Raw genomic sequence first — 21,449 nt, forward strand, 5'->3', positions numbered from 1 at the left:
GCTCACTCCTTGCCGAGCACGATATCGGGCGCTTCCGGATTCTTCATGCCGACGACGTGGTAGCCGGCGTCGACGTGGTGGACCTCGCCGGTGACGCCGCGCGACATGTCGGAGAGCAGATAGACCGCCGTGTCGCCCACCTCCTCCGTGGTCACCGTCCGACGCAATGGAGAGTTGTATTCATTCCACTTCAGGATGTACCGGAAGTCGCCGATGCCGGAGGCGGCGAGCGTCTTGATCGGCCCGGCCGAGATGGCATTGACGCGCACGTTCTTCGGGCCGAGGTCGGCGGCGAGATAGCGTACGCTCGCCTCGAGCGCCGCCTTGGCGACGCCCATGACGTTGTAGTGCGGCATCCACTTCTCGGCCCCGTAGTAGGTCAGCGTGAGCAGCGAGCCGCCGTCCGCCATCAGCTTCTCGGCCCGCTGGGCAACGGCCGTGAAGGAGTAGCAGGAGATGAGCAGGCTCTTCGTGAAGTTGTCCTGCGTCGTGTCCACGTAGCGGCCCGTGAGCTCGTCCTTGTCGGAGAAGGCGATGGCGTGGACGACGAAGTCGAGCTTGCCCCACCGCTTCTCCGTCTCGGCGAAGACGGCGTCGATCGTCGCCGCATCCGTGACGTCGCAGTGCCCGACCACGGCGGCGCCGAGCTCGGCCGCCAGGGGCTCCACCCTCTTCTTCAGGGCATCGCCCTGATAGGTGAAGGCGAGCTCCGCGCCATGGGCGCGGGCGGCCTTGGCGATGCCCCAGGCGATCGAACGGTTGTTCGCGACACCCATGATGAGTCCGCGCTTGCCGGACATGAGGGGGGCGGGCGTCGCTGTCGTGTCTGCCATGGCGATCCGAACGCTTCTCGGTGGATGGACGGGGCGAGGCCCCCGGGAAAGGTTGCGCATCATTAGCCGAGGCGGGCTCCGGACGGAAGCCCGCCGCCCGGCGGAATAGTCGCGCCCCGTGCGGTGTCCTATCCTCACGGGCGGCAGCGTCGGTCCGCCGGGAGGCGATGCATGGGGTTCAGGCAGGCGTTGGAGGCCGAGATCCCGGCCCTGCGTCGTTATGCGCGAGCGCTGGCGCGCGACCGCGACGTGGCCGACGACCTCGTCCAGGACACGCTGCTGCGCGCCCTCGGCGCCGAGTCGCGCTGGCGGGACGGCAATTTGCGCACGTGGCTCTTCACCATTCTGACGAACCTCAACCGCAATCGCCTGCGCGGCCTCGCGCGCCGCCCGCCGCGTGCCGAGGTGGAGACGATCGACCTCGCCCACGCAGCACCCGCGCCGAGCGCCGAGATGTACGACATCCTGCGGGCGCTCGACCAACTGACCACCGAGCAGAGGGAGATCCTGCTTCTCGTGGCCCTCGAAGGCTTGAGCTATGCCGAAGGCGCCGAGGTTCTCGGCATCCCGCTCGGTACGGTGATGTCGCGCCTGTCGCGCGCTCGCGCGGCCTTCCGCACGGCGCTCGGGGGCGAGCGCCCGGCCTCCACCCGCTTGAGGATCGTCAAATGAGCGAGCGCTCCCATCGCATCGACGAGCACGAGCTGCACGCCTTCCTCGACGACGAGCTGCCCCCCGAGCGGCGCGCCGCGGTGGAGACCCATCTCGCCGAGAGCCCGGAGGATGCGGCCCTCATTGCCGAGTGGCGCCGCCAGGGCGAGCTGCTGCACGCCGCCTTCGACCGCGTGGCGGCCGAGCCCGTGCCCCACCGCCTGTCACCGGCAAGGGAGTTTGCGGCACGCCGCTCCATCCGGCCTGCGGCGCGGACCGGCCCGCGCTTCGCCCTGGCCTCGCTCGCCTTCGTCGCCGGCCTCGGCGTCGGCGGCATCGTCACGGTAGAGCTCGTTTCGGACAGCCGCCCGCCGGTGACCGTGGCGACCAGCCGGCCGGACGAGCTCGCCGAGCGCGCGCTCGTCGCCCACCAGGTCTTTGCGGCGGAGGTGCGCCACCCCGTCGAGGTGTCCGCTGCCGAAGAGGCGCACCTCGTGCAATGGCTGTCGAAGCGCCTCGCCTATCCCATCCGCGTGCCGGACCTCGCCTCCGAGGGCTATCGCCTGCTCGGTGGCCGCCTGCTCGCCGGGGAGGCGGGCCCGGCGGCCCTGCTCATGTTCGAGAACAGCGCCGGCGAACGGCTGACGCTCTACTGCGCCCGCCCGGACGGGCGCGGCGAAACCGCCTTCCGCTACGTGCAGGCCGGGACCACCGCAGCCTTCTACTGGCGCGACAAGGATGCGGCCTGCGCCCTGAGCGGCCCGGCCGAGCGCGACAAGCTGCTGCGTATCGCCAAGCGCGTCTACGAGACCTTCGACGCGCCGGCCGGGGCGCCCATCTAGCCGGCCGCCGGCCGGCGATCTCCGAAGCAAGCCTTGCGACCGCCCCGGCGCACAGCCGGGCTCTCGACCGCGGCCTCATCCCCCCGTCGGCGGGGTCGCATGCGGCCCGACGCATTCCGCGCCCTCCCAGCGGGAGGGAGAAACAACAGAAAAATCAACGAACTGGACGGCCATATTCATACTATTTTACCGAACAATTCGAACAACCAATTATTAAATGTCGGAGAAATAGAGTCCAGATGCCGCTAACGGCCACCATTCACCCCGTCGCGGAAACAAGAGAACAACACGATGCCAGAGATGGATTGACATTCATCGAACCGGCATTGTGGAACCGCGACATATCTCTAGATTGGCCAAGCTGATGACTGTCAAGCGCATCTTCTCTGTGCTTGTACTGCTGAATGTCCTTTCAGCAGTCCTTCTCGTGACCGGGCTCGTAGGCTATCGCGGCGCGGTCAACGCAACGAGCGAGGCCCAGGAGCGCAAATATGCTTCCTATCTCCTCGCCGACGAGCTCCGGCAGAGTTCCGACGACTTGACCCGGCTGGCGCGCACCTACGTCGTCACCGGCGACCCGTCCTACAAGAAACAATACATGGACATCGTCGACATCCGCGACGGCAAGAAGGCGCGGCCGGCCGACTACCACCGCATCTACTGGGATTTCGTCGCCGGCGGCGAGGCGTCGCCACGGCCCGCGGGGCGGCAGGCTCCCCTGCTGACGCTGATGCAGGAGGCCGGTTTCACCCAGGACGAATTCGCCAAGCTCGACGAGGCCAAGGCCCGGTCGGACGCCCTCATCGGCCTCGAGACCGAGGCGATGAACCTCGTCGAAGGCAAGGACAAGGCCGGCAAGCCGCTTGCGGCGCCCGATCCGGCCAGGGCGCGCGACCTCGTGCACTCGCGCGACTATCACGTCTACAAGGCGCGGATCATGCGCCCGATCGACGAGTTCTTCGTAAAGCTCGAGCAGCGCACGCAGGGCGCCGTCGAGGCAGCGGAATTCCGCAGGAGCCTCTATGCGGCGCTCGCCTTCGTCGGCGCAGCTTTCCTCGTCCTGTCCGTCGTTGCCCTGTGCGTCTTCGTATCGAGCCGCGTCCTGAAGGGGCTAGACGGTCTGCGCACCGCCATGGGCGAGATCATCGGCGGCAATCTCGACGTTGCTGTCGCCGGGGCCGGCCGGCCCGACGAGATCGGCGAGATGGCCGGCGCGCTGCAGACCTTCAGGGATAATGCCGTGCGCATGAAGGAACTCGAGGCCGACGAGCGCACGGCCGCCGGCGAGCGTGTGCGCCGCGCCGAAGCCATGGCCGCGGTGGTCGAGGAGGTCTCGGTCGTGGTCGAGGCAGCGGTGAACGGCGACTTCAGCGCCCGTGCCCGGGTGAATGGCGGCGAGGCTGCCCTGACGAAGCTCGTCGAAGGCATCAACGAGATCAACGCTGTGGTCGACAGCGCCACGACCGAGTTCGCTGCCGTGCTCGCCGCCCTCGCGCAGGGCGACCTCACGGGCCAGGTGACGACAGACTACCGCGGCCGCTTCGGCGAACTGAAGACCGCGGTGAACGAGACCATCACGCGCCTCGCCGAGATGGTGGCGACCATCCAGACGACTGCTGTCGACGTCTCCTCGACGGCCCGCGAGATCAGCGGCGGCGCCAGGGATCTGTCGCAGCGCACCGAGGACCAGGCGTCGTCGCTCGAGGAGACGGCTGCCACCACGGAGGAGCTCACCGCCTCGGTCAAGGCGAGCGCCCAGGCCTCGCACGAGGCCGCGAGCCTGGCACAGGAAGCCATGCAAGTGGCCGAGAACGGCGGCGCGATCGTCAACGATGCCATCGCCGCCATGGCCCGCATCGAGCAGGCATCGCAGAAGATCTCGGACATCACCTCGATGATCGACGAGATCGCCTTCCAGACCAACCTTCTCGCGCTCAACGCGGCGGTGGAGGCGGCGCGTGCCGGAGACGCCGGCAACGGCTTCGCCGTGGTCGCGGCCGAGGTGCGCACGCTCGCGCAGCGCTCGGGCGATGCGGCCAAGGGCATCACCCAGCTCATCTCATCCTCCGCCGCCGAGGTCGCCGCCGGGGTCAGGCTCGTGCGCGAGGCCGGCGATGCGCTCGGCCGCATCGTCGAGGCCTCGCGCAAGGTGGCGAGGACCGTCTCGGAGATCTCCTCCGCCTCGAGCGAGCAGGCCAACGGCATCGATGAGATGAGCCAGGTGGTCGCCCAGATGGATCAGATGACCCAGCAGAATGCGGCGCTCGCCGAGGAGAGTGCCGCGGCGGCGACCGCCCTGACGGATCGCATCCGCGAGCTGAATGACCTCGTCACGGCCTTTCGCATCAGGCAGAACGTGACATCCGGCGCGCGGGGACCCGCCGGGACGAACCTTCCCGCGCATCTGCAGTCGCTCGCCCGGAAGGCCTTCGCCGACCGCACCCCGCCGGCCAACGACGCCTCCGACCGCCGGCTGCAGGCAATGACCGCACCGGCCGAACGGCCAGCCCGCAGGGCGGCGGCCGGGCGCGGCGACAGCGGCTGGGCGGAATTCTGAGTTGCGGACGGCGCCATTGGAGCGCCACAAGGAGGGAGGTCGGGCCACGGCCCGGCCTCCGGCACGGTCCAGCAGGCCGGAGACGCGGGCACCATCAGCCGTCCCCGGAGGTGGGCTGCCATGCGCCCGGCGCAACCAAGAGCCGCAAGGCCGGTGATACAAGCCGCGCCTTCCGCGCATGCTGCGCCGCAACATCGACATCTCACCATGTCAATGTCCACGGCGGCCATCGAGGCCGCAGGCACCCCGGCCGCCGAGACCGGACCGGACGCGCCAAGACGCGCTTCTGAGTCCTGGTGCTCGGAAGCACCGGCGCCGTCCTCCTGGCGGTCACGGGGGCGGAGGCGCTCTACGCCGACCTCGGCCATTTCGGCCGTCGGCCCATCCGCACGGCCTGGCTCTGCCTCGTGCTGCCGGCGCTTGCCGCGCTGGCAGAACCGCCTGTTTCTCAACCTCGCCCGCAACGCCGCCGACGCCACGGATTTCTTCCAGATCCCGACGGGCCGCGTCGTCGAGGTGGGCACGCAGATCTCGCTCTGACCGCTCGGGTCCCGCGCATTCCTCGGCGGAGCCCCGCGGTCAGCGCCCGCTCGTCTCGGCGGTCGCGCGGCGCTTGCGCATGAGGGCTTCGAGCTCAGGATCCGGCCCCTTCGGCAGTTCGATGTCGATCGTGACGATGAGATCGCCGGCACCATCCTTGGCCGGCAGGCCCTTGCCGCGCAGCCGGAAGCTTCTGCCGCCGCTCGACATCGGCGGAATGGTCATGCTGACCACGCCATCGAGTGTCGGGACGTGCACCTTGGCACCGAGCACCGCATCGGCAAGCGGCACGGACAGGCGCTGCCGCAGCGTCTTGCCCTCGACGGTGAAGCGCTCGTGCGGCGCGATATGGATGGTGAGCAGCGCATCGCCCGGCTCGCCGCCAAACGGGCTCGGCTCGCCGAGGCCGCGCAGGCGGATGGTCTTGCCGTCGGTGATGCCGGTCGGGATCATCACGTCGACCTCGCGCCCGGTCGGCAGTGTGATGCGGCGCTTGCCGCCGCCGGCCGCCTCCTCGAGCGTGATCGTCATGGAAACGGTGACGTCCTCGCCGCGCGGGTAATGCGCGCGGGCGCGCCCGCCACCGCCGCCCGCCGCACGGCCGCCCATCGCCTCGCCGAAGATGTCGGCGAAGAGGTCCTGCGGGTCGAAGCCGCCTCCCCTGCGCCCGCCGCGGCCGAAGCTGAAATTGAAGCCCTCGAAGCCGCCGGCGTGCGGCCCGCTGCTGCGGGTGAATCCGTCGAAGCCCTGGAAGCGCGGTTTGCCCTCGGCGTCGATCTCGCCGCGGTCGTACTGCGAGCGTTTGTCCTTGTCGCCCAGGATCTCGTAGGCGGCGTTGATCTCGGCGAACTTCTCCTTGGCCTTCGGATCGTCCCTGTTCTGATCGGGATGATAGACCTTGGCGAGGCGCCGGAACGCCTTCTTCACATCGGCCTCACTCGCCGACTTGCTCAAGCCGAGGACGGTATAGGGATCACGCATGGGGACCTGTCTCCGAGACCCGTCTCGGGACGGCTCTCGCTGACCGATATGGGACGCATGTTGCAGAAACGCAACGGCCGTTCAGGACGGCCGCCGGTCTGGTTTAGCCCGTCAGGCGGGCTTCTTCCAGGGTTTGACGTCCTTCACGGTCCATTCGCCGCCGGAGGGTCGGCAGGCGGTACCCTGCAGGCTGCTCTTGCTGCTGCGCAGACTGAGGTCGGCAAGGAAGACGCGGCAGATCTCGTCATTGCTGACGAACGGGCGGCCGACGGGCACGAAGCTGCCCTTGAAGCCGCTCTCGGGATTGTCCCAGGAGACGCTGGAGCCGTTGCCCTTCGGATCGAGGGCCACGGCGAGCGCGCTCTTCGCCCGGCGCCAGTCCTCGCCAGCGAGCTCGGGCGACAGGGGCGACACGTCAATCGGCTTGATCGATCCGGTGACGAGGGGCTCCTCGCCCGTGTCGAGAAGCGAGCCGATCGGAAAGGTGACGCTGCAACCGGCCGCGACGAGGGCGATGACCGCCGCACATGCCACGGCGACACCACGGCGCAGTTGCGCCGCTTCGCCTCCGCCGTCCTTTGCCCTATAGATCGTGCGCTCGCCGGAGCGTGTCACGCGTTGCCTCGCCATCCCTCTCGATTCTTGAGGATTTAAGCTTTGGAACCGTTAACGGGCAGTGACTTCTCGACCGCGACGGACCCCTTGTCCCTCTTCGAGAGCTGGCTCGCCGACGCCACGAAGACCGAGCCGAACGATCCGAACGCGATGGCGCTCGCCACCGTGGACGCGGACAGCCTGCCGGACGTGCGCATGGTGCTGCTCAAGGGCTTCGACGCGCAAGGCTTCGTCTTCTACACGAACAGCGAGAGCGCCAAGGGCCGCCAGCTCGCCGGCAACATGAAGGCCGCCCTGCTGTTCCACTGGAAGAGCCTGACGCGCCAGGTGCGCGTGCGCGGCCCGGTGGAGCTGGTGACGCCGGCGGAGGCGGACGCCTATTTCGCCTCCCGGCCGCGCGGCAGTCGCATCGGCGCCTGGGCCTCGCAGCAGTCGCGCCCGCTCGAGAGCCGCTTCGCCCTGGAGAAGGCCGTGGCCTACTACACGGCCAAGTATCCGGTGGGCGACATTCCGCGGCCCGAATACTGGAAGGGCTACCGCGTGCGCCCCATCTCCATCGAGTTCTGGCACGACCGTCCCTTCAGGCTGCACGACCGCATCGTCTTCCGCCGCGAGACGCCGGACGCCGCCTGGACGACGGAGCGCCTCTATCCCTGATCGCGGCCGGTGGACCGGCCGGGCCAGCCGGCGTAGGTTGCCGCGCCGCAGCATTCCCCGATCGAGCGAGACCCGCCTTGTCGACCTCCGCGCCCTCGAATCAGCCCCGCCGCGTCATGCTCCTCACCGGGGCGAGCCGCGGCATCGGCCACGCCACTGTCAAGCGCTTCTCCGCCGCCGGCTGGCGCGTCATCACCTGCTCGCGCCACGCCTTCCCCGAGCAATGCCCGTGGGAGATGGGGCCGGAGGACCACATTCAGGTCGATCTCGCCGACGTCGAGAACACCTATGCGGCGATCGACGAGATCAAGCGCCGCCTCGAGCCCGAGGGCGGCGTGCTGCACGCGCTCGTCAATAACGCCGGCATCTCGCCCAAGGGGCCGGGCGGTGCCCGCCTCGGCGCCATCGACACGACGGTGGAAGACTGGCAGCACGTCTTCCAGGTGAACTTCTTCGCCTCCATCATGCTGGCGCGCGGCCTCATCGAGGAGTTGAAGCGCGTCAGGGGCTCGGTAGTGAACGTCACCTCCATCGCCGGCTCGCGCGTGCATCCCTTCGCTGGCGCGGCCTACGCCACATCCAAGGCGGCTCTGGCCGCCCTGACGCGCGAGATGGCGGCCGACTTCGGCCCGCTCGGCATCCGCGTCAACGCCATCTCCCCCGGCGAGATCGACACCGCCATCCTGTCACCGGGCACCGAGAAGCTCGTCGAGCAGATCCCGCTGCGGCGGCTCGGCACGCCCGACGAAGTGGCCAAGGCCATCTATTTCCTGTGCACCGAGGCCTCGTCCTACGTGACAGGCGCCGAACTGCACATCAACGGCGGCCAGCACGTCTGAACGGACGGCTGCCTCGCGGCGCCCGGACGGGCGCCGGGCGCCCGCCGCGACCTGCGAGCGAAGCCATGCCGGACGCACGCCTCTACCCGACGCGCCCCTTCCTCGCCGCGAGCGTCGCCGTATTCCGCGACGGCAGGGTGCTCCTCGCGGCGCGGGCCAATCCGCCCATGGCGGGACGCTTCAGCCTGCCCGGCGGCCTCGTCGAGCCGGGCGAGACACTGCGCGAAGCCGCGTTGCGCGAACTCGCGGAGGAGGTCGGCATCGAGGCCGAGATCATCGGGTTCGCCGACCATGTCGAGGTCGTCGAGCGTGACGAGCGGGGCGTGAAGTTCCATTTCGTCATCGCCGCCTTCGCGGCGCGCTGGCGCGCCGGCGAACCCTGCCCGAGCGCAGAGACGGGTGCGGTCGTCTGGGCCGATCCCGCCGACATCGGCGCCCTTCCCACCACCGCCGGCCTCGCGGCTATAGTGGCGAAAGCCCAATCGGTCCTGCTGAGCGCGTGAACGTCTTCCATCCTTCCTACCTCAGATCCGCGGCACGCGGCGCAGCCGTCGCCGCAGCGCTGGCATCGACCGTCGCGCTCACGCCCGCCGCTGCGCAGCAGGAGCAGCAGCGGCCGGCGAGCCCGCGCTCCGCCCCGGCGAAACCCGCGCCGAAGGCCGAGCCCAATGCCGCCGCCAAGCCCGGGGCCAGGCCTGGGCCCTCATCCAATTCCGCGCCCGAGCAGCCGCCGGCCGAACCCGCGCCGCCCTATGAGCGCGAGATGCTGCGGCTCTCGGAGATCATGGGCGCCCTCGCCTTCCTGCGCGGCCTGTGCGGCGGGAGCGATGCACCGCAGTGGCGGGCCGAGATGACGGCGCTCCTCGAGGCGGAAGCGACGACGCCCGCCCGCCGCGAGCGGCTCGCGGGCGCCTACAACCGCGGCTACAAGGGCTTCGCCCTCACCTACCGCTCCTGCACCCCGTCGGCGCAGGCCGTCATCGACCGCTATCTGGCCGAGGGCGCGGCGCTGTCGCGGGCGATCTCCGGGCGCTTCGGTGGCTGATTTGCAACGTTAACCGAAAAACGCCAGTTCTCCCCAAATCGTTAACCTCCCAGAAAGAACCGGCTGGTGTCGCACGGGCCGCGCGCTATTCTCGATTCGTGAGCGGCGCTGGATGCCGCGCGATTCGGCGCCATGACATACGATCAACAGCACGACGCTTTCGAAGGCTACGACGTCAGCGAGGACAAGCGCGCCGCGCTGACCTACCTGAGCGAGGCCTTTGCCGAAGCCCAGCTCGACGGGCTCGACGGCGATTGCGTTGCGCATGCCGCGCTGTTCACCGCCTTCCACGAGCTCGTGGACATCTACGGCGAGGAAGCGGTGGCGCGCTTCGCCGAAAGCTTGCCGGAGCGTATCCGCGGCGGCGGCTTCTCCACCGCGCCGCGCCACTGAGCGCGCGCTGCCGCCCCGGGCATGGTTGCCCGGCCGCAGCCTCGCCGCATTCGACGGGGCATCATCCGGCCATGACAATGGTTGCCGGAATGAACGTCGCCCTTCGGCTGCGACGCTTTCTCCTGCTCGGCGCAGTCGCGGTCGCGGCGCCCGCCGCGGCACAGAAGGCGAAGCCCGACGCGAAGGGCGCTGGGGCCACGCCGCCCGCGGCCGCGCCCGCGAAACCGACCGACGTCCCGCCCAGGGCACTGCCGACGATCGAGCGTGATGTCGCACGGCTGCCGCTCCGCGTCGCGGCCATGCGCGAGGCGATCCTCGATGCGGCGGCGACGGGCGACGCCGAGAAGCTGCGCCTCGTCCTCGAACGGAACGAAATGCCGCCCGTCCTCGCCCGCGGCCAGAAGGGCGATGCGATCGCCGGCCTGAAGAGACGCTCCGGCGACGGCGAGGCGCGCGAGACGCTGGGACTGCTCACCGCGCTCCTCGAAGCTCCCTATGTGCGTATCGGCATCGGCACGGCGCAAGAGATGTACGTCTGGCCGTGGTTTGCAGAATATCCGCCCCAGTCATTGACCCCGGAGCAGCTCGTCGAGGTGTATCGCATCCTGCGGGCGGGCGAATTCAAGGAGTCGCTCGCCAAGGGCAAGTACGTCAGCTGGCGCCTCGGCATCGGCCCGGACGGGACGTGGCACTATTTCTTCACGGGCGAGTGAGGCGCTGAGCGGGCGGCAGGCTGAGCAGGCCGGTACCCATTCCCGCCGGCTGCGGGCATAGTCCGACCTTGCGGCGGTCGTCTTCCGATTCCACCGAAACGGAAGGCGCGTCCGACATCTGGAGAACAATGGACCACCACCGGTGCGCCATCGCCGGCCCGGGCCCCGGTACGCCGCCGACTGCCCCCCCCTCGGCGTAGAGACGCGCCGAACAGGAACGAGGAACGCCCCATGCGCTATGCCATCCTCTGCTACCACGACGAGAACGTCGTCGGCTCCTGGACGAAGGAGGAGGATGAGGCGGTGATGGCCCGGCTCGCGGTCGTGCAGGAGAGGCTCGCGATGAACGGCAAGCTCGGCCCCGTCGCGCGCCTGATGCCGACCACCGCAGCAACGACGCTGCGCAAGGACCGCGATCCGCCCCTGGTGCTCGACGGCCCCTTCGCCGAGACCAAGGAGCAGTTGCTCGGCTTCTACGTGGTCGACTGCTCGGGGCCCGAGGAGGCGCTAGACATCGCCCGGGATCTCGCCCGCGCCAACCCCGGCGGCGCCTATGAGATCCGCCCGGTCTCGCTCTTCCAGCCCGGGAGCGGCGCAACGTGACCGTCGTCACATGGATCGAGGCCACGCTGACCGCGGCGCGCGCCCAGGCGCTCGCCGCCCTTTTGCGCTATTTCCGCGACCTCGACACGGCCGAGGAGGCCCTGCAGGACGCCTGCCTGAAGGCGTTGCAGACATGGCCGCAGAAGGGTCCGCCGCGCGACCCTGTCGCTTGGCTCGTCTTCGTCGGGCGCAACGCCGCCATCGACGCAGTGCGCCGACGGAACAGGCAGGAGCCGCTGCCGGCGGAAGAGGCGATCTCCGACCTCGATGACGCCGAGGCCGCGATCGTCGAGCGGCTTGACGGTGCACACTATCGCGACGATGTCCTGCGCCTCCTTTTCATCTGCTGCCATCCGGAGCTGCCCGCAGCCCAGCAGATCGCGCTCGCGCTGCGCATCGTCTCGGGCCTCACGGTCAAGCAGATCGCCCGCGCCTTCCTCGTCGGCGAGAGCGCCATGGAGCAGCGCATCACGCGGGCAAAGGCGCGCATCGCGGCCGCCGACGTGCCTTTCGAGGCGCCGGGGCCGACCGGGCGGGCGGAGCGGCTCGCCGCCGTCGCCGCGATGATCTACCTCGTCTTCAACGAGGGCTATTCGGCGGCGGCAGACACGGCGCCCGCGCGCGCGCCGCTCTGCGAGGAGGCGATCCGCCTGGCGCGGCTGCTGCTCAGGCTGTTCCCGGGCGAGGCCGAAGTCATGGGGCTGGCGGCGCTCCTCCTCCTGCAGCACGCGCGCGCGCCGGCCCGGTTCGACGCAGCGGGGCACATCGTCCTGCTGGAAGATCAGGACCGCAGCCTCTGGGACCGCGGGATGATCGCCGAAGGGCTCGCGCTTCTCGACGAGGCGATCCGCCACGGGCCTCCCGGCCCCTATCAGGTGCAGGCCGCAATCGCGGCCGTGCATGCCCGGGCTGCGCGTCCGGCGGAAACCGACTGGGCAGGCATCGACCTGCTCTACGCCACGCTCGAGCGCCTGCAGCCCTCGCCCGTCATCACGCTGAACCGTGCCGTCGCCGTCGCCAAGGTCCGCGGTGCGGCAGCCGCCCTCGCCATGGTCGAGCCGCTCGCGCCGCAACTCTCCGGCTATTTCCATTTCTTCGGCGTGAAGGGTGCTCTCCTTCTGCAGCTCGGTCGCACGGACGAGGCCCGCATCGCCTTCGACCGGGCCATCACGCTCGCCCGCACGGCATCGGAGGCGGCCCATATCAGATTGCAGATCGATCGCCTCATGGCCGGCGCAACGGGCGAAGACGCGCGGGCGAAAATCTGACTGCTGAGGATTGCTGCGCCTCCTGCGTCGTTGTCGGAACGTCGCACAGCCGTTCGTCCTTGGGACGGACCCATGGATCGAGGAAGGCCGGCGCCGGAGCGCGACCTGTCTTGCGGATCTTCCTTCCGAGCCAGGGCCCGGGGGCGTTGGCATGGCCACGCGATTTTCTTGAATGTCGTTGATTTTGACGAGGAGATGACGATGAACAGCGAACCCCGGAAGGAACATGCCTGGCTGCACAAATTCGTCGGCGAGTGGGCCTACGAGGGCGAGTGCGTCATGGGCCCGGATCAGCCGCCGGCGAAGGCCACGGGCCTGGAGACCGTCCGCTCGCTCGGCGGCCTTTGGGTGATGGGCGAGGGCCAGGGCGAGATGCCCGGCTGCGGGCCTGCGAGTACGGTGATCACGCTCGGCTACGACCCGCAGAAGCAGCGCTTCGTCGGCACCTTCATCGGCTCGATGATGACGCACTTGTGGATCTATGACGGGGCGCTCGACGCGTCGGGCAAGGTGCTGACACTCGACACCGAGGGGCCGAGTTTCGGCGACAACGGCAAGATGGCGAGATACCAGGACGTGGTGACGCTCGTGAGCGACGATCACCGGGTGATGACCTCGCGCGTGCTGGAAGAGGACGGCACCTGGCGTGAGTTCATGACGGCGCACTACCGGCGCAAGGGATAGCCGGCTCAGGCTGCGCCCTGCTGCGCCCGGCGTTGCGCCACGACCTCGTCGTAGGCGGCCTGCATCCGGGCGGCGACGGATGCGCCGCCCGGCTGTGCGCCGGCGCCGGCCGGAGCGCCGAGATGCGTCTCGCGCAGCTCGGACATGAACGCCTCCCACAGCGTCGGCCCGCCCTCCTCGAGGAGCTGCGCGCGGATGTCCAGCTCCTCGCTCACCGGCAGGTACCTGCGCCCCCAGATCGCCATCTGGGCGAGCACCGGCAACAGCTCGATGCCCTGTTCGGTGAGGCTGTAGATCGCCTTCTGCTTGTGGCTAGGATCATCCGCCTTCGTGACGATCCCCTGATCGAGAAGCCTCTTCAGACGGTCGGCGAGGATGTTGGAGGCAATTCCCTCGTCCGATTGGTTGAGCAGCTCGCGGAAGTGACGCCGGTTGCCGAAGATCATGTCCCGGATGATGAGGAGGCTCCACTTGTCCCCCAGGATCTCCAGCGTGAGATTGATCGGGCAGCCCGACCTGTGACCGTCCTTCATCCGTCACCTCGATTGCAGCCACTGCATTATCGGAATGCGCCCGCACCAATATACAACTGGTTGCCAAAGCGAATCATCCGATTGAGCCATGCCCCCGCCGGACGTTCTTCGGCAATGGCGGGACTGTGCGACCGGTGGAGCGGACCACCGGCCGCTTCGCCCTTGAGAGGGCCCGACGGGCGTCCTATGTCACGCGCCGGGGCGGAGCAAATCATCTTGGCGGGCGGAGGGCACGATGCCGGCGGCTCATCTTGCGGATCGCGGCGTGGTGAAAGTGGCGGGCGACGACGCCCGGCACTTCCTGCACAACCTCGTCACGAGCGACGTCGCCCGGCTCGATGCCGGGGCGGCGAGGCTTGCCGCACTCCTGTCGCCGCAGGGCAAGATCCTCTTCGACTTCCTCGTCGTCGCCGCCCCCGAGAGTCACGGCGGCGGCTTTCTGCTCGACGCGCCGCTCCCCCTTGTCGGCGATCTCGTCAAGCGCCTCAACTTCTACAAGCTGCGCGCCAAGGTCATCGTCGAAGACCTGTCGGAGGTGCTGGCCGTCGCCGCCTTCTGGGACATGCCCGGCACGCCGGGCGACGACTTCGGCCTCGTCTTCGCCGACCCGCGCCTGTCGGCGCTCGGCCAACGGGCCATCGGCGAGCGGATGCGCATCGAGGCACTGGGCACGGAGGCTGGCCCTCTCTATCACGCCCGCCGGATCGCGCTCGGCGTGCCGGAGGGTGGCAAGGATTTCGCCTACGGCGACGCCTTCCCGCATGAGGCTCTGATGGATGCGCTGGGCGGCGTCGACTTCGGCAAGGGCTGCTATGTCGGTCAGGAGGTGGTGTCGCGCATGCAGCACCGCGGTACGGCGCGCACGCGTATCCTGCCCGTCGTCTTCCGCGACGGTTTCGTCTGCGAGGACGGGGCCGAGGTGCTCGCCGGGGCCAAGCCCGCGGGCCATGTCGGCTCCACCGCCAACGGGCGCGCCCTCGCCATGCTGCGCCTCGACCGCCTGGCGGACGCCTTCGCCGCCGGCGAGGCGATCACCGCTGGCGGGCTCGCGCTCATCGTCGAGAAGCCTGCTTTCGCGCAGTTCGAGGTGCCGGCGCCGGCGGAGGCGTGACGGCGGAGCGCCGGCAGGCGGGCGATGCCCTTGCCGGTCCTTCCGTACCGCGGCATAACGACGGCGGCCTGTCCTGCTGCCAGGAGTTGTCAGGAGCGGGGCATTAAGGGCACCGTATGACAAGCGATCTCATTGTCCATCCCGACGGCAAGGCTCGCTGCCGCTGGCCGGGGACCGATCCGCTCTATGTCGCCTATCACGACAGCGAGTGGGGCGTGCCCGAGTACGACGATCGCGCCCTCTTCGAGAAGCTGATCCTCGACGGCTTCCAGGCCGGCCTTTCCTGGATCACCATTCTCCGCAAGCGCGACAACTTCCGCCGCGCCTTCGCCGGCTTCGAGCCGGAGGCGATCGTGCGCTTCGACGAGCACAAGCTCGCGGCGCTCATGGCCGACGCGGGCATCGTGCGCAACCGCGCCAAGATCGTCGGTACCGTGGCGAGCGCGCGCGCCTATCTCTCCATCCAGGAGAAGCGGGGCTTTGCGAACTTCCTGTGGGATTTCCTGGATGGCCGCACGATGCAGAACAGCTTCCGCTCCATGAGCGAGGTGCCGACCGAGACGCTGGCGGCCGAGCGCATGTCGAAGGCGCTGAAACAGGCGGGCTTCACCTTCTGCGGGCCGACCATCGTCTATGCCTTCATGCAGGCGGTGGGCATGGTCAACGACCATCTCGTCGGCTGTTTCCGCCACGCCGAATGCGCGGCGCTCGCGCGGGACGTCTGATGCCGCCGGACACGCCGCCCGACGGGAAGCGATCATCGCCCAAGAGGACGCCAAGGGGAGGCCGTGCGAAGGAGCCGCGCGCCTGGCAGCGGATGCTCTCCGGGCGTCGCCTCGACCTCCTCGATCCATCGCCGCTCGACATTGAGATCGAGGACATCGCCCACGGCCTTGCCCGGGTGGCGCGTTGGAACGGCCAGACGACGGGGCCGCACATCTTCTCGGTCGCCCAGCACTCCCTGCTCGTCGAGGCGATCGCCAGCACCCTGCACGCGGAGCTCTCGGACAAGGCAAAGCTCGCCATTCTCCTGCACGATGCGCCGGAATACGTCATCGGCGACATGATCTCGCCCTTCAAGGTCGTGCTCGGCGACGCCTACAAGGTTTTCGAGCAGCGCCTGCTCGAGGCCATCCACATTCGCTTCGGCCTGCCGGCCGTGCTGCCGGCGGCGCTCCTGCGCACGACGAAGAGAGCCGACCACATCGCCGCCTTCCTCGAGGCGACCCGGCTCGCCGGCTTCGCCCGGGAGGAAGCCCTCAGGTTCTTCGGCCGGCCGCAGCCCTTGCCCCGGGCGATCGACGCCTATCTCGCGCCCTGGGGCGCCGACGAGGCCAAGGCACGCTTCCTGGCGCGCTTCGAGGAGCTCTGCCCGCCGGCCTGAGCGCGGCAATGTCACCGAATCGCCCTACATAAGGAGCAAGAGTCCGCTTCACGCGGCACCGCACGGAGCCCGCGCATGTCGACCTTGCACGTTTGCCCCCTATCCCGCCTCGCATCGACGGTCGCGCTGACCGGTGCGAGCCACATCGTGACCCTCATCAACATGGGCACACCGGTGGAGCGGCCGGCCAGCATCCCGGTCAGCCGACATCTCTTCATCGGCGTGAGCGACATCACCGAGCCGCTCGAGGGGCACGTGTTGCCCGGCGAGGAGCACGTCACCCGCCTGCTCGACTTCGTGCACGGCTGGGAGCGCGAGAAGCCGCTCGTCGTGCATTGCTACGCCGGCATCAGCCGCTCGACGGCGGCCGCCTTCATCACCGCCTGCGCGCTCAGCCCCACGCGCGATGAACAGGCCATCGCCGAAACCCTGCGCCGCGCCTCGCCGACGGCGACGCCCAATCCACGCCTCGTCGCAACAGCCGATGCGCTCCTCGGCCGGGACGGGCGCATGGTGGCGGCCATCGCCTCCATCGGCCGCGGCGCCGAGGCGTTCGAGGGTGAGCCGTTCATGCTGCCGCTCGCGTGAGCGGGCGATCGCGAGGTCGCACGGCCTCGAAATGCCCCTTCGCCTCCCTCCCATGGGCCGATCCCGCATGCCTGCCGAAGCGCCGAGGACTCCCATCGAGATCGAGCTCGCCGCGGCCATTGTCGCTGTGCGCGGTGACCAGCCGCAGATCCTCGTGGCACGGCCGGGCGGCGAGGACCGGACGCCGGGCCTGCCGTCGGGCGCCTTCAACCCGCTCGCCCACCGCACCTTCGAGATCGGCCTGCGGGCCTGGGTGGCGGAACAGACGAGCCTCTCCCTCGGCTATGTCGAACAGCTCTACACATTCGGCGACCGCGGCCGCCACGCGCGGCGGGAGGACACGGGGCCCCATGTCGTCTCCGTCGGCTATCTCGCCCTGACGCGCATGGGTGCACAGCAGGGCCAGCTCTCCGCAAGCGCAGGCTTCCAGCCCTGGTATCACTTCTTTCCCTGGGAAGACTGGCGCAACGGGCGCCCGCCACTGCTCGACAAGGCCCTGCTGCCGGAGCTCGAGGCCTGGGCGGCCGACCTCGCGGCCGAGCGGGACGAGCGCCCGCGCCGGGCCCTCTCGCGCCGCGAGCGCCTGCGGCTGTGCTTCGGCACCGAGGGCAGCCCCTGGGACGAGGAGAAGGTGCTCGAGCGCTATGAGCTTCTTTACGAGGCGGGCCTCGTGGCCGAGGCGGCGCGCGACGGCCGCCGCGCGGCCCTCGCCAGACACGCCGCAACGCCGCTCGGCGAGGCCATGCGCTTCGACCATCGCCGCATCCTGGCGACGGCGATCAGCCGCCTGCGCGCCAAGCTCAAGTACCGGCCAGTGGTCTTCGAGCTGATGCCCGCCGCCTTCACCCTGACCGAACTGCAACATGCCGTCGAGGCGATCTCGGGCCGCCACCTGCACAAGCAGAACTTCCGCCGGCTCGTGGAAGGCACCGCCCTCGTCGAGCCGACGGGCGAGACGATCGGCACCGCGGGCCGCCCGGCGGCGCTCTTCCGCTTCCGCCGCGAGGTCCTGCAGGAACGCCCGGCACCTGGCCTGCGCCTCGGCGCACGTGGCTGAGCCCGGCGTCGCGCGCCGGCGCGCTTCCCTCATCGGCCCGAGGCGCCGGCGACCCCGGGCGGATGGCCCCGGCGACGCTCAGGTCGAAGGGGCCACCAGCCCCGTTGAGACGCTACTCGCAGATCTCGACGCGCCGCATGACGCCGCGGATCCGTTCGCGCACGAAATAGCAGCTCGGCTCAACCGTGACCGGGCGCACGTAGGTCGGCGCGGGATAGACCGCAACCGGCTCGCCCGGGACGACATAGGTCCGCGGATAGGTGGCTGCCTGCGCAGCCGCCCCGAGGCCGACGCCGCCGATGCCCGCCCCGACGATCGCCGGGATGACCCACGCTGGATAGGCCGAAGCCCCGGTCGAAACCGATGCTGCCGCCGCCGCGATGGCCGCGACCGACGTCAAGGTAACAAGTGCTTTCCTCATGACTTCGCCTCCACTGAAATCGCGCGGCGAGGCCATATCCTGACCAGTCAGCCAGATTGGCCAATATTCACGCTGCCAACATGGCAATCATCTCGATCGATACTGCCGCGCCTTCCAGCCCCCTGGAAAGGGATCATCGTTCTGAGATGGGAAGCGACCAGGCGCCTGCAACCGCCAAGTGTGGCAACATGGTGATAATATTGAGGAAATACCATGGAACACGCGCCTTCACGCGGCAGGCGATACTGAAGCCGCCCCGACCCGGCCGGTTGAGTGGCGCCGCGGCGGGTGGGCCGATGGCATTCGGCGATTTTGAGAGTCTACTTGTCGCCCCGGATGGGTAACATCGGGTGGATGTGACCCTCCGGTATGTTCCTGCCTCTCCCAGGTCCTTCGGTCTCAGGGGCTCGCGTTGGCTACGGAAATCGCACTCATCCTCCTGGTCGCTCTGGCGTTTCCGGTCGCCGCCATCGCCGGCCTTCTCCTCGCCCTCGGGCTGCGGCGCCGCACGGCGGCCCTCGAACTGCGCCTGACGCGTCTCGAGGCACAGATCGCAGCTGCAGTTGTTCCGCCCGCCCGGATTGAGGAAGCCCCCTCCCCACCCGAAGAGGCGGCCGCGCCGCCGGAAGAGGAAACGACGCCGGAGCGCCTGGAGCCGGCCGCCGATGAACCGCCGGCCGAAGCATTGCGCCCCGCTCCGCCACACGCCGCGCCGGCGCCCCCGGATTTCGAGGAGCAGCTCGGGTCGCGCTGGGCCGTCTGGGTTGGCGGAGTGGCGCTCGCCCTCGGCGGCATCCTGCTCGTGCGCTATTCCATCGAGCAGGGATGGTTCGGTCCGGGGGCCCGCATCGCAGCCGCGGCGCTCTTCTCCCTCGCCCTCGTCACGGCCGGCGAGTGGTTTCGCCGACAGGAAGGAACCGGCGGGCTCGCCGGCCTGCCCTCCGCCCACGTGCCGGGCGTGCTCACTGCGGCCGGTACGATCAGCGCCTTCGCCACCGCCTACGCGGCCCATGCGCTCTACGGCTTCCTCGGCCCGGCGGCAGCTTTCGCCCTTCTCGGTGCGATTGCTGTCGCCACCATGATCGCGGCGGCCCTGCACGGGCCGGCGCTCGCCCCGCTGGGGCTCGTCGCCGCCCTCGCGACGCCGCTGCTTGTCGCCAGCGACGAGCCGAAGCCCTGGCCGGTGGTGATCTACCTCGCCTTCGTCGTCGCGGCGGCTTACGGCCTGGCGCGCCTGCGGCTGTGGCGCCGGCTGGCGCAGGCGAGCGCCGCGGGCGCCGCCCTGTGGGGCGTGGTCCTCATCCTCGGCGCGGCAACAGGCGAGCATCTGCCGGCAATGACGCACGTCATCGCCCAGACGGCGCTGGCGGCCGCCTTCCTCGTCGCCGACCCGCATCGCGGCACGTCGGACGATGCCGCCTTGCCGGACTTTCTCGCCCTCGCCGTCATGGCGGCCTTCGCCGCGCTTGCCGTCTTCGCCGGCGACCTCGCCGGGGACGGCGGCACGCGCGCGGCCTTCACCGGGGTCGTCGCCGCCTTGCAACTCGTCGCCGGGCTCGCCTTCGCCCCCGCGGCGGGGACGACACTCCTCGCAGCGGCCGTCACCGCCGCCGCGCTCGCCCTCTGGCCGGTCGCGCGGCTCGCCGCCGCCGAACAGCCGACGGTGCTGCCGGGCCCGGGCGGCGTGCCCCAGCCCGAGGCGCTGACGTTCTACCTCGGCTTCGCCACGGTCGCCGGCCTGGCCATCGGGGCGGCGGCGCTCCGCCGGCTCGCCAGGGGCCCGAGGCTGCCGCTCGTCACCGCCGCCTTCTACGCCGCCGCTGCCACGACCGGCGTCCTCGCCCTGCTGCTTGTCGTCTATTGGCGCGTGACGGCCTTCTCGCGCAGCGTGCCCTTCGGCCTCGCCGCGGGCCTCCTCGCCCTCGCCTTCGTCGGCGCGACGCACCTCCTGCGGCAGCGCGACGACGGCACCTCGCCGGCGATCCGCCTGGGTATCGGCGCGACCGCCTCCGCCGCGCTCGCGGCGCTGGCGCTCGGCCTCACCTTCGCGCTCGACAAGGGCATGCTGACGGTGGCCTTCGCGCTGTCGGCGCTCGCCGCCGCCTTTGTCGCCAATCGCGTCGGGATCCCGGCCTTGCGCCATGCGGTGGGCGGCGTCGGCCTCGTCGTTCTCGGCCGGATCGCCTGGGATCCCACGATCGCGGGGGACGACCTCGGCAGGACGCCGATCCTCAACTGGCTCCTGTGGGGCTACGGCATGCCGGCGGCCTCCTTCTGGTCGGCCGCGCAGATCCTCGCGCGCGATGGACGCGACCGCGTCACGCGGCTCTGCGAGAGCCTCGCCATCCTCTTCGCCGCGCTGCTCGTGTTCTTCGAGATCCGGCACTTCGTGCACGACGGCGACCCCTTTGCGCCGGACACCGGCCATGTCGAGACGGGGCTCTTCGCGACGACGGGCCTCCTCTTCTCCCTCGCCATGGTGCGCCTCGACGCCGCCCGGCCGGACGTCGTCTACCGCTTGGCATCGCTGGCCTTCGGCGCCTGTACCTTGATCGTGGCGGGGTTCGGCCTCGCCGCCGGCCAGAATCCCCTGTTCACCGGCGAGTCCGTTGAGGGCGGAGCGCTCGTCAACTCGCTCCTCGTGTCCTACCTCCTCCCGGCCGTCGCCGCGGCGGCGTTGGCCCTCGTCGCGCGGCAGACGCGCCCACAGTGGTACGTGCGCACGGCCGCCGTCGTCGCGCTCGCGCTGCACGTTCTCTATACGGGCCTCGAAATCCGCCGCCTCTTCCAGGGCGACGTGGTCGCCCTCTGGCGGCCGACCGGCCAGGCGGAACTGTGGGCCTATTCGGCGGCGCTCATCGTCGTCGGCGCCCTCATCCTCGCCGTCGGGCTCCTGCGCGGCAACCGCTTCCTGCGGCTCGCCTCCGCGCCCTACATCCTCGCGGCCGTCCTCAAGGTCTTCCTCTTCGACCTCGCCAATCTGGAGGGGGCGCTGCGCGCCCTCTCCTTCATCGGCCTCGGTCTCGTGCTGGTGGCGATCGGCCTCGCCTACCAGCGCCTTCTGGCGCGGCGGCCGGATCAGGCCGCGCAGACCCCGGGCGCACCGGGCGCGTGAGCCAGGCGCCGGCGCCTCG

General features: G+C 69.9%; 23 protein-coding genes and 2 pseudogenes. 20 read left to right on the plus strand and 5 right to left on the minus strand.

The annotated features are described in order from the left end of the window. Nucleotides 1-2 precede the first annotated feature (2 nt). Nucleotides 3-833: an enoyl-ACP reductase FabI gene (fabI, locus tag QNA08_RS05805; protein ID WP_283739746.1), complete on the minus strand. Its 831-nt coding sequence runs from the start codon at nt 831-833 to the stop codon at nt 3-5. A 171-nt stretch (nt 834-1,004) separates the two neighbouring features. Here fabI and QNA08_RS05810 point away from each other — a divergent pair, with 171 nt between their 5' ends. The 5 genes and pseudogenes from QNA08_RS05810 to QNA08_RS19020 all read left to right on the plus strand — a co-directional run. Next, nucleotides 1,005-1,505: a sigma-70 family RNA polymerase sigma factor gene (locus tag QNA08_RS05810; RefSeq protein ID WP_283739747.1), complete on the plus strand. Its 501-nt coding sequence runs from the start codon at nt 1,005-1,007 to the stop codon at nt 1,503-1,505. Further along, nucleotides 1,502-2,326, plus strand: a complete 825-nt coding sequence (locus QNA08_RS05815) for an anti-sigma factor family protein (RefSeq protein WP_283739748.1) — start codon at nt 1,502-1,504, stop codon at nt 2,324-2,326. The genes QNA08_RS05810 and QNA08_RS05815 overlap by 4 nt, the downstream gene beginning before the upstream one ends. A 427-nt stretch (nt 2,327-2,753) precedes the next feature. Continuing rightward, nucleotides 2,754-4,883 (plus strand): methyl-accepting chemotaxis protein, encoded by a 2,130-nt coding sequence (locus QNA08_RS05820; protein WP_283739749.1) that lies wholly within the window; start codon nt 2,754-2,756, stop codon nt 4,881-4,883. A 311-nt stretch (nt 4,884-5,194) separates the two neighbouring features. Beyond that, nucleotides 5,195-5,311: pseudogene (locus tag QNA08_RS05825) on the plus strand (KUP/HAK/KT family potassium transporter); the annotation flags it as partial. Continuing rightward, a pseudogene (locus QNA08_RS19020) lies at nt 5,304-5,423 on the plus strand (KUP/HAK/KT family potassium transporter); the annotation flags it as partial. The pseudogenes QNA08_RS05825 and QNA08_RS19020, both read left to right, overlap by 8 nt. A gap of 39 nt (nt 5,424-5,462) precedes the next feature. Here the strand turns inward: QNA08_RS19020 and QNA08_RS05830 are convergent. Both QNA08_RS05830 and QNA08_RS05835 read right to left on the minus strand, forming a co-directional pair. Then, complete coding sequence (locus QNA08_RS05830; RefSeq protein WP_283739750.1) at nt 5,463-6,404, minus strand: J domain-containing protein; 942 nt, start codon at nt 6,402-6,404, stop codon at nt 5,463-5,465. Nucleotides 6,405-6,515: 111 nt separating this feature from the next. After that, on the minus strand, nt 6,516-7,019 hold the full coding sequence (locus QNA08_RS05835) for an RT0821/Lpp0805 family surface protein (protein ID WP_283739751.1): 504 nt from the start codon (nt 7,017-7,019) through the stop codon (nt 6,516-6,518). Between the two features lie 42 nt (nt 7,020-7,061). Here QNA08_RS05835 and pdxH point away from each other — a divergent pair, with 42 nt between their 5' ends. From pdxH to QNA08_RS05880, 9 genes are all read left to right on the plus strand, one after another. Continuing rightward, nucleotides 7,062-7,676: a pyridoxamine 5'-phosphate oxidase gene (gene pdxH / locus QNA08_RS05840; protein ID WP_283739752.1), complete on the plus strand. Its 615-nt coding sequence runs from the start codon at nt 7,062-7,064 to the stop codon at nt 7,674-7,676. A gap of 116 nt (nt 7,677-7,792) precedes the next feature. Continuing rightward, on the plus strand, nt 7,793-8,515 hold the full coding sequence (locus QNA08_RS05845) for an SDR family NAD(P)-dependent oxidoreductase (RefSeq protein ID WP_283740077.1): 723 nt from the start codon (nt 7,793-7,795) through the stop codon (nt 8,513-8,515). Between the two features lie 65 nt (nt 8,516-8,580). After that, nucleotides 8,581-9,018 (plus strand): NUDIX hydrolase, encoded by a 438-nt coding sequence (locus tag QNA08_RS05850; protein WP_283739753.1) that lies wholly within the window; start codon nt 8,581-8,583, stop codon nt 9,016-9,018. Next, nucleotides 9,015-9,560: a TIGR02301 family protein gene (locus QNA08_RS05855; protein WP_283739754.1), complete on the plus strand. Its 546-nt coding sequence runs from the start codon at nt 9,015-9,017 to the stop codon at nt 9,558-9,560. Before QNA08_RS05850 ends, QNA08_RS05855 begins: the two co-directional genes overlap by 4 nt. Nucleotides 9,561-9,692: 132 nt before the next feature. Continuing rightward, a complete protein-coding gene (locus tag QNA08_RS05860; protein WP_283739755.1) occupies nt 9,693-9,953 on the plus strand; it encodes a hypothetical protein in 261 nt (86 codons plus the stop codon). 89 nt (nt 9,954-10,042) lie between these two features. Continuing rightward, nucleotides 10,043-10,666, plus strand: coding sequence for a hypothetical protein (locus QNA08_RS05865; protein WP_283739756.1), 624 nt, complete (start codon nt 10,043-10,045; stop codon nt 10,664-10,666). Between the two features lie 231 nt (nt 10,667-10,897). Next, entirely contained in the window at nt 10,898-11,269 is a 372-nt protein-coding gene (locus QNA08_RS05870; protein ID WP_283739757.1) for a YciI family protein, read from the plus strand. Further along, nucleotides 11,266-12,537, plus strand: a complete 1,272-nt coding sequence (locus QNA08_RS05875; RefSeq protein WP_283739758.1) for an RNA polymerase sigma factor — start codon at nt 11,266-11,268, stop codon at nt 12,535-12,537. The genes QNA08_RS05870 and QNA08_RS05875 overlap by 4 nt, the downstream gene beginning before the upstream one ends. A 201-nt stretch (nt 12,538-12,738) precedes the next feature. Further along, a complete protein-coding gene (locus QNA08_RS05880) occupies nt 12,739-13,221 on the plus strand; it encodes a DUF1579 domain-containing protein (protein WP_283739759.1) in 483 nt (160 codons plus the stop codon). A gap of 5 nt (nt 13,222-13,226) precedes the next feature. Here the strand turns inward: QNA08_RS05880 and QNA08_RS05885 are convergent, their stop codons facing one another. Then, nucleotides 13,227-13,754, minus strand: coding sequence for a winged helix-turn-helix transcriptional regulator (locus tag QNA08_RS05885; protein ID WP_283739760.1), 528 nt, complete (start codon nt 13,752-13,754; stop codon nt 13,227-13,229). Between the two features lie 235 nt (nt 13,755-13,989). Between QNA08_RS05885 and ygfZ the strand changes: the two genes are divergently transcribed. From ygfZ to QNA08_RS05910, 5 genes are all read left to right on the plus strand, one after another. Next, on the plus strand, nt 13,990-14,865 hold the full coding sequence (gene ygfZ, locus QNA08_RS05890) for a CAF17-like 4Fe-4S cluster assembly/insertion protein YgfZ (protein WP_283739761.1): 876 nt from the start codon (nt 13,990-13,992) through the stop codon (nt 14,863-14,865). 116 nt (nt 14,866-14,981) lie between these two features. After that, complete coding sequence (locus tag QNA08_RS05895) at nt 14,982-15,590, plus strand: DNA-3-methyladenine glycosylase I (RefSeq protein WP_283739762.1); 609 nt, start codon at nt 14,982-14,984, stop codon at nt 15,588-15,590. Between the two features lie 92 nt (nt 15,591-15,682). Continuing rightward, a complete protein-coding gene (locus tag QNA08_RS05900) occupies nt 15,683-16,249 on the plus strand; it encodes an HD family hydrolase (protein ID WP_283739763.1) in 567 nt (188 codons plus the stop codon). 75 nt (nt 16,250-16,324) lie between these two features. After that, a complete protein-coding gene (locus QNA08_RS05905) occupies nt 16,325-16,837 on the plus strand; it encodes a tyrosine phosphatase family protein (RefSeq protein ID WP_283739764.1) in 513 nt (170 codons plus the stop codon). Nucleotides 16,838-16,868: 31 nt separating this feature from the next. Then, nucleotides 16,869-17,894: an NUDIX hydrolase gene (locus QNA08_RS05910; protein ID WP_422679864.1), complete on the plus strand. Its 1,026-nt coding sequence runs from the start codon at nt 16,869-16,871 to the stop codon at nt 17,892-17,894. 112 nt (nt 17,895-18,006) lie between these two features. Here the strand turns inward: QNA08_RS05910 and QNA08_RS05915 are convergent, their stop codons facing one another. Beyond that, nucleotides 18,007-18,315: a hypothetical protein gene (locus tag QNA08_RS05915; protein WP_283739766.1), complete on the minus strand. Its 309-nt coding sequence runs from the start codon at nt 18,313-18,315 to the stop codon at nt 18,007-18,009. 412 nt (nt 18,316-18,727) lie between these two features. Between QNA08_RS05915 and QNA08_RS05920 the strand changes: the two genes are divergently transcribed. Beyond that, entirely contained in the window at nt 18,728-21,430 is a 2,703-nt protein-coding gene (locus tag QNA08_RS05920; RefSeq protein WP_283739767.1) for a DUF2339 domain-containing protein, read from the plus strand. Nucleotides 21,431-21,449 lie beyond the last annotated feature (19 nt).

Source organism: Chelatococcus albus (assembly GCF_030067675.1).
In the GTDB taxonomy this organism is placed as follows: domain Bacteria; phylum Pseudomonadota; class Alphaproteobacteria; order Rhizobiales; family Beijerinckiaceae; genus Chelatococcus_A; species Chelatococcus_A albus.

Coding starts and splice junctions, on each gene's coding strand:
- QNA08_RS05865 (WP_283739756.1), top strand. CDS start 10,043: ATGAACGTCGCCCTTCGGCTGCGACGCTTTCTCCTGCTCGGCGCAGTC.
- QNA08_RS05830 (WP_283739750.1), bottom strand. CDS start 6,404: ATGCGTGATCCCTATACCGTCCTCGGCTTGAGCAAGTCGGCGAGTGAG.
- QNA08_RS05860 (WP_283739755.1), top strand. CDS start 9,693: ATGACATACGATCAACAGCACGACGCTTTCGAAGGCTACGACGTCAGC.
- QNA08_RS05850 (WP_283739753.1), top strand. CDS start 8,581: ATGCCGGACGCACGCCTCTACCCGACGCGCCCCTTCCTCGCCGCGAGC.
- QNA08_RS05880 (WP_283739759.1), top strand. CDS start 12,739: ATGAACAGCGAACCCCGGAAGGAACATGCCTGGCTGCACAAATTCGTC.
- QNA08_RS05910 (WP_422679864.1), top strand. CDS start 16,869: ATGCCCCTTCGCCTCCCTCCCATGGGCCGATCCCGCATGCCTGCCGAA.
- fabI (WP_283739746.1), bottom strand. CDS start 833: ATGGCAGACACGACAGCGACGCCCGCCCCCCTCATGTCCGGCAAGCGC.
- QNA08_RS05845 (WP_283740077.1), top strand. CDS start 7,793: ATGCTCCTCACCGGGGCGAGCCGCGGCATCGGCCACGCCACTGTCAAG.
- QNA08_RS05815 (WP_283739748.1), top strand. CDS start 1,502: ATGAGCGAGCGCTCCCATCGCATCGACGAGCACGAGCTGCACGCCTTC.
- QNA08_RS05895 (WP_283739762.1), top strand. CDS start 14,982: ATGACAAGCGATCTCATTGTCCATCCCGACGGCAAGGCTCGCTGCCGC.
- QNA08_RS05915 (WP_283739766.1), bottom strand. CDS start 18,315: ATGAGGAAAGCACTTGTTACCTTGACGTCGGTCGCGGCCATCGCGGCG.
- QNA08_RS05885 (WP_283739760.1), bottom strand. CDS start 13,754: ATGAAGGACGGTCACAGGTCGGGCTGCCCGATCAATCTCACGCTGGAG.
- QNA08_RS05810 (WP_283739747.1), top strand. CDS start 1,005: ATGGGGTTCAGGCAGGCGTTGGAGGCCGAGATCCCGGCCCTGCGTCGT.
- QNA08_RS05905 (WP_283739764.1), top strand. CDS start 16,325: ATGTCGACCTTGCACGTTTGCCCCCTATCCCGCCTCGCATCGACGGTC.
- ygfZ (WP_283739761.1), top strand. CDS start 13,990: ATGCCGGCGGCTCATCTTGCGGATCGCGGCGTGGTGAAAGTGGCGGGC.
- QNA08_RS05870 (WP_283739757.1), top strand. CDS start 10,898: ATGCGCTATGCCATCCTCTGCTACCACGACGAGAACGTCGTCGGCTCC.
- QNA08_RS05900 (WP_283739763.1), top strand. CDS start 15,683: ATGCTCTCCGGGCGTCGCCTCGACCTCCTCGATCCATCGCCGCTCGAC.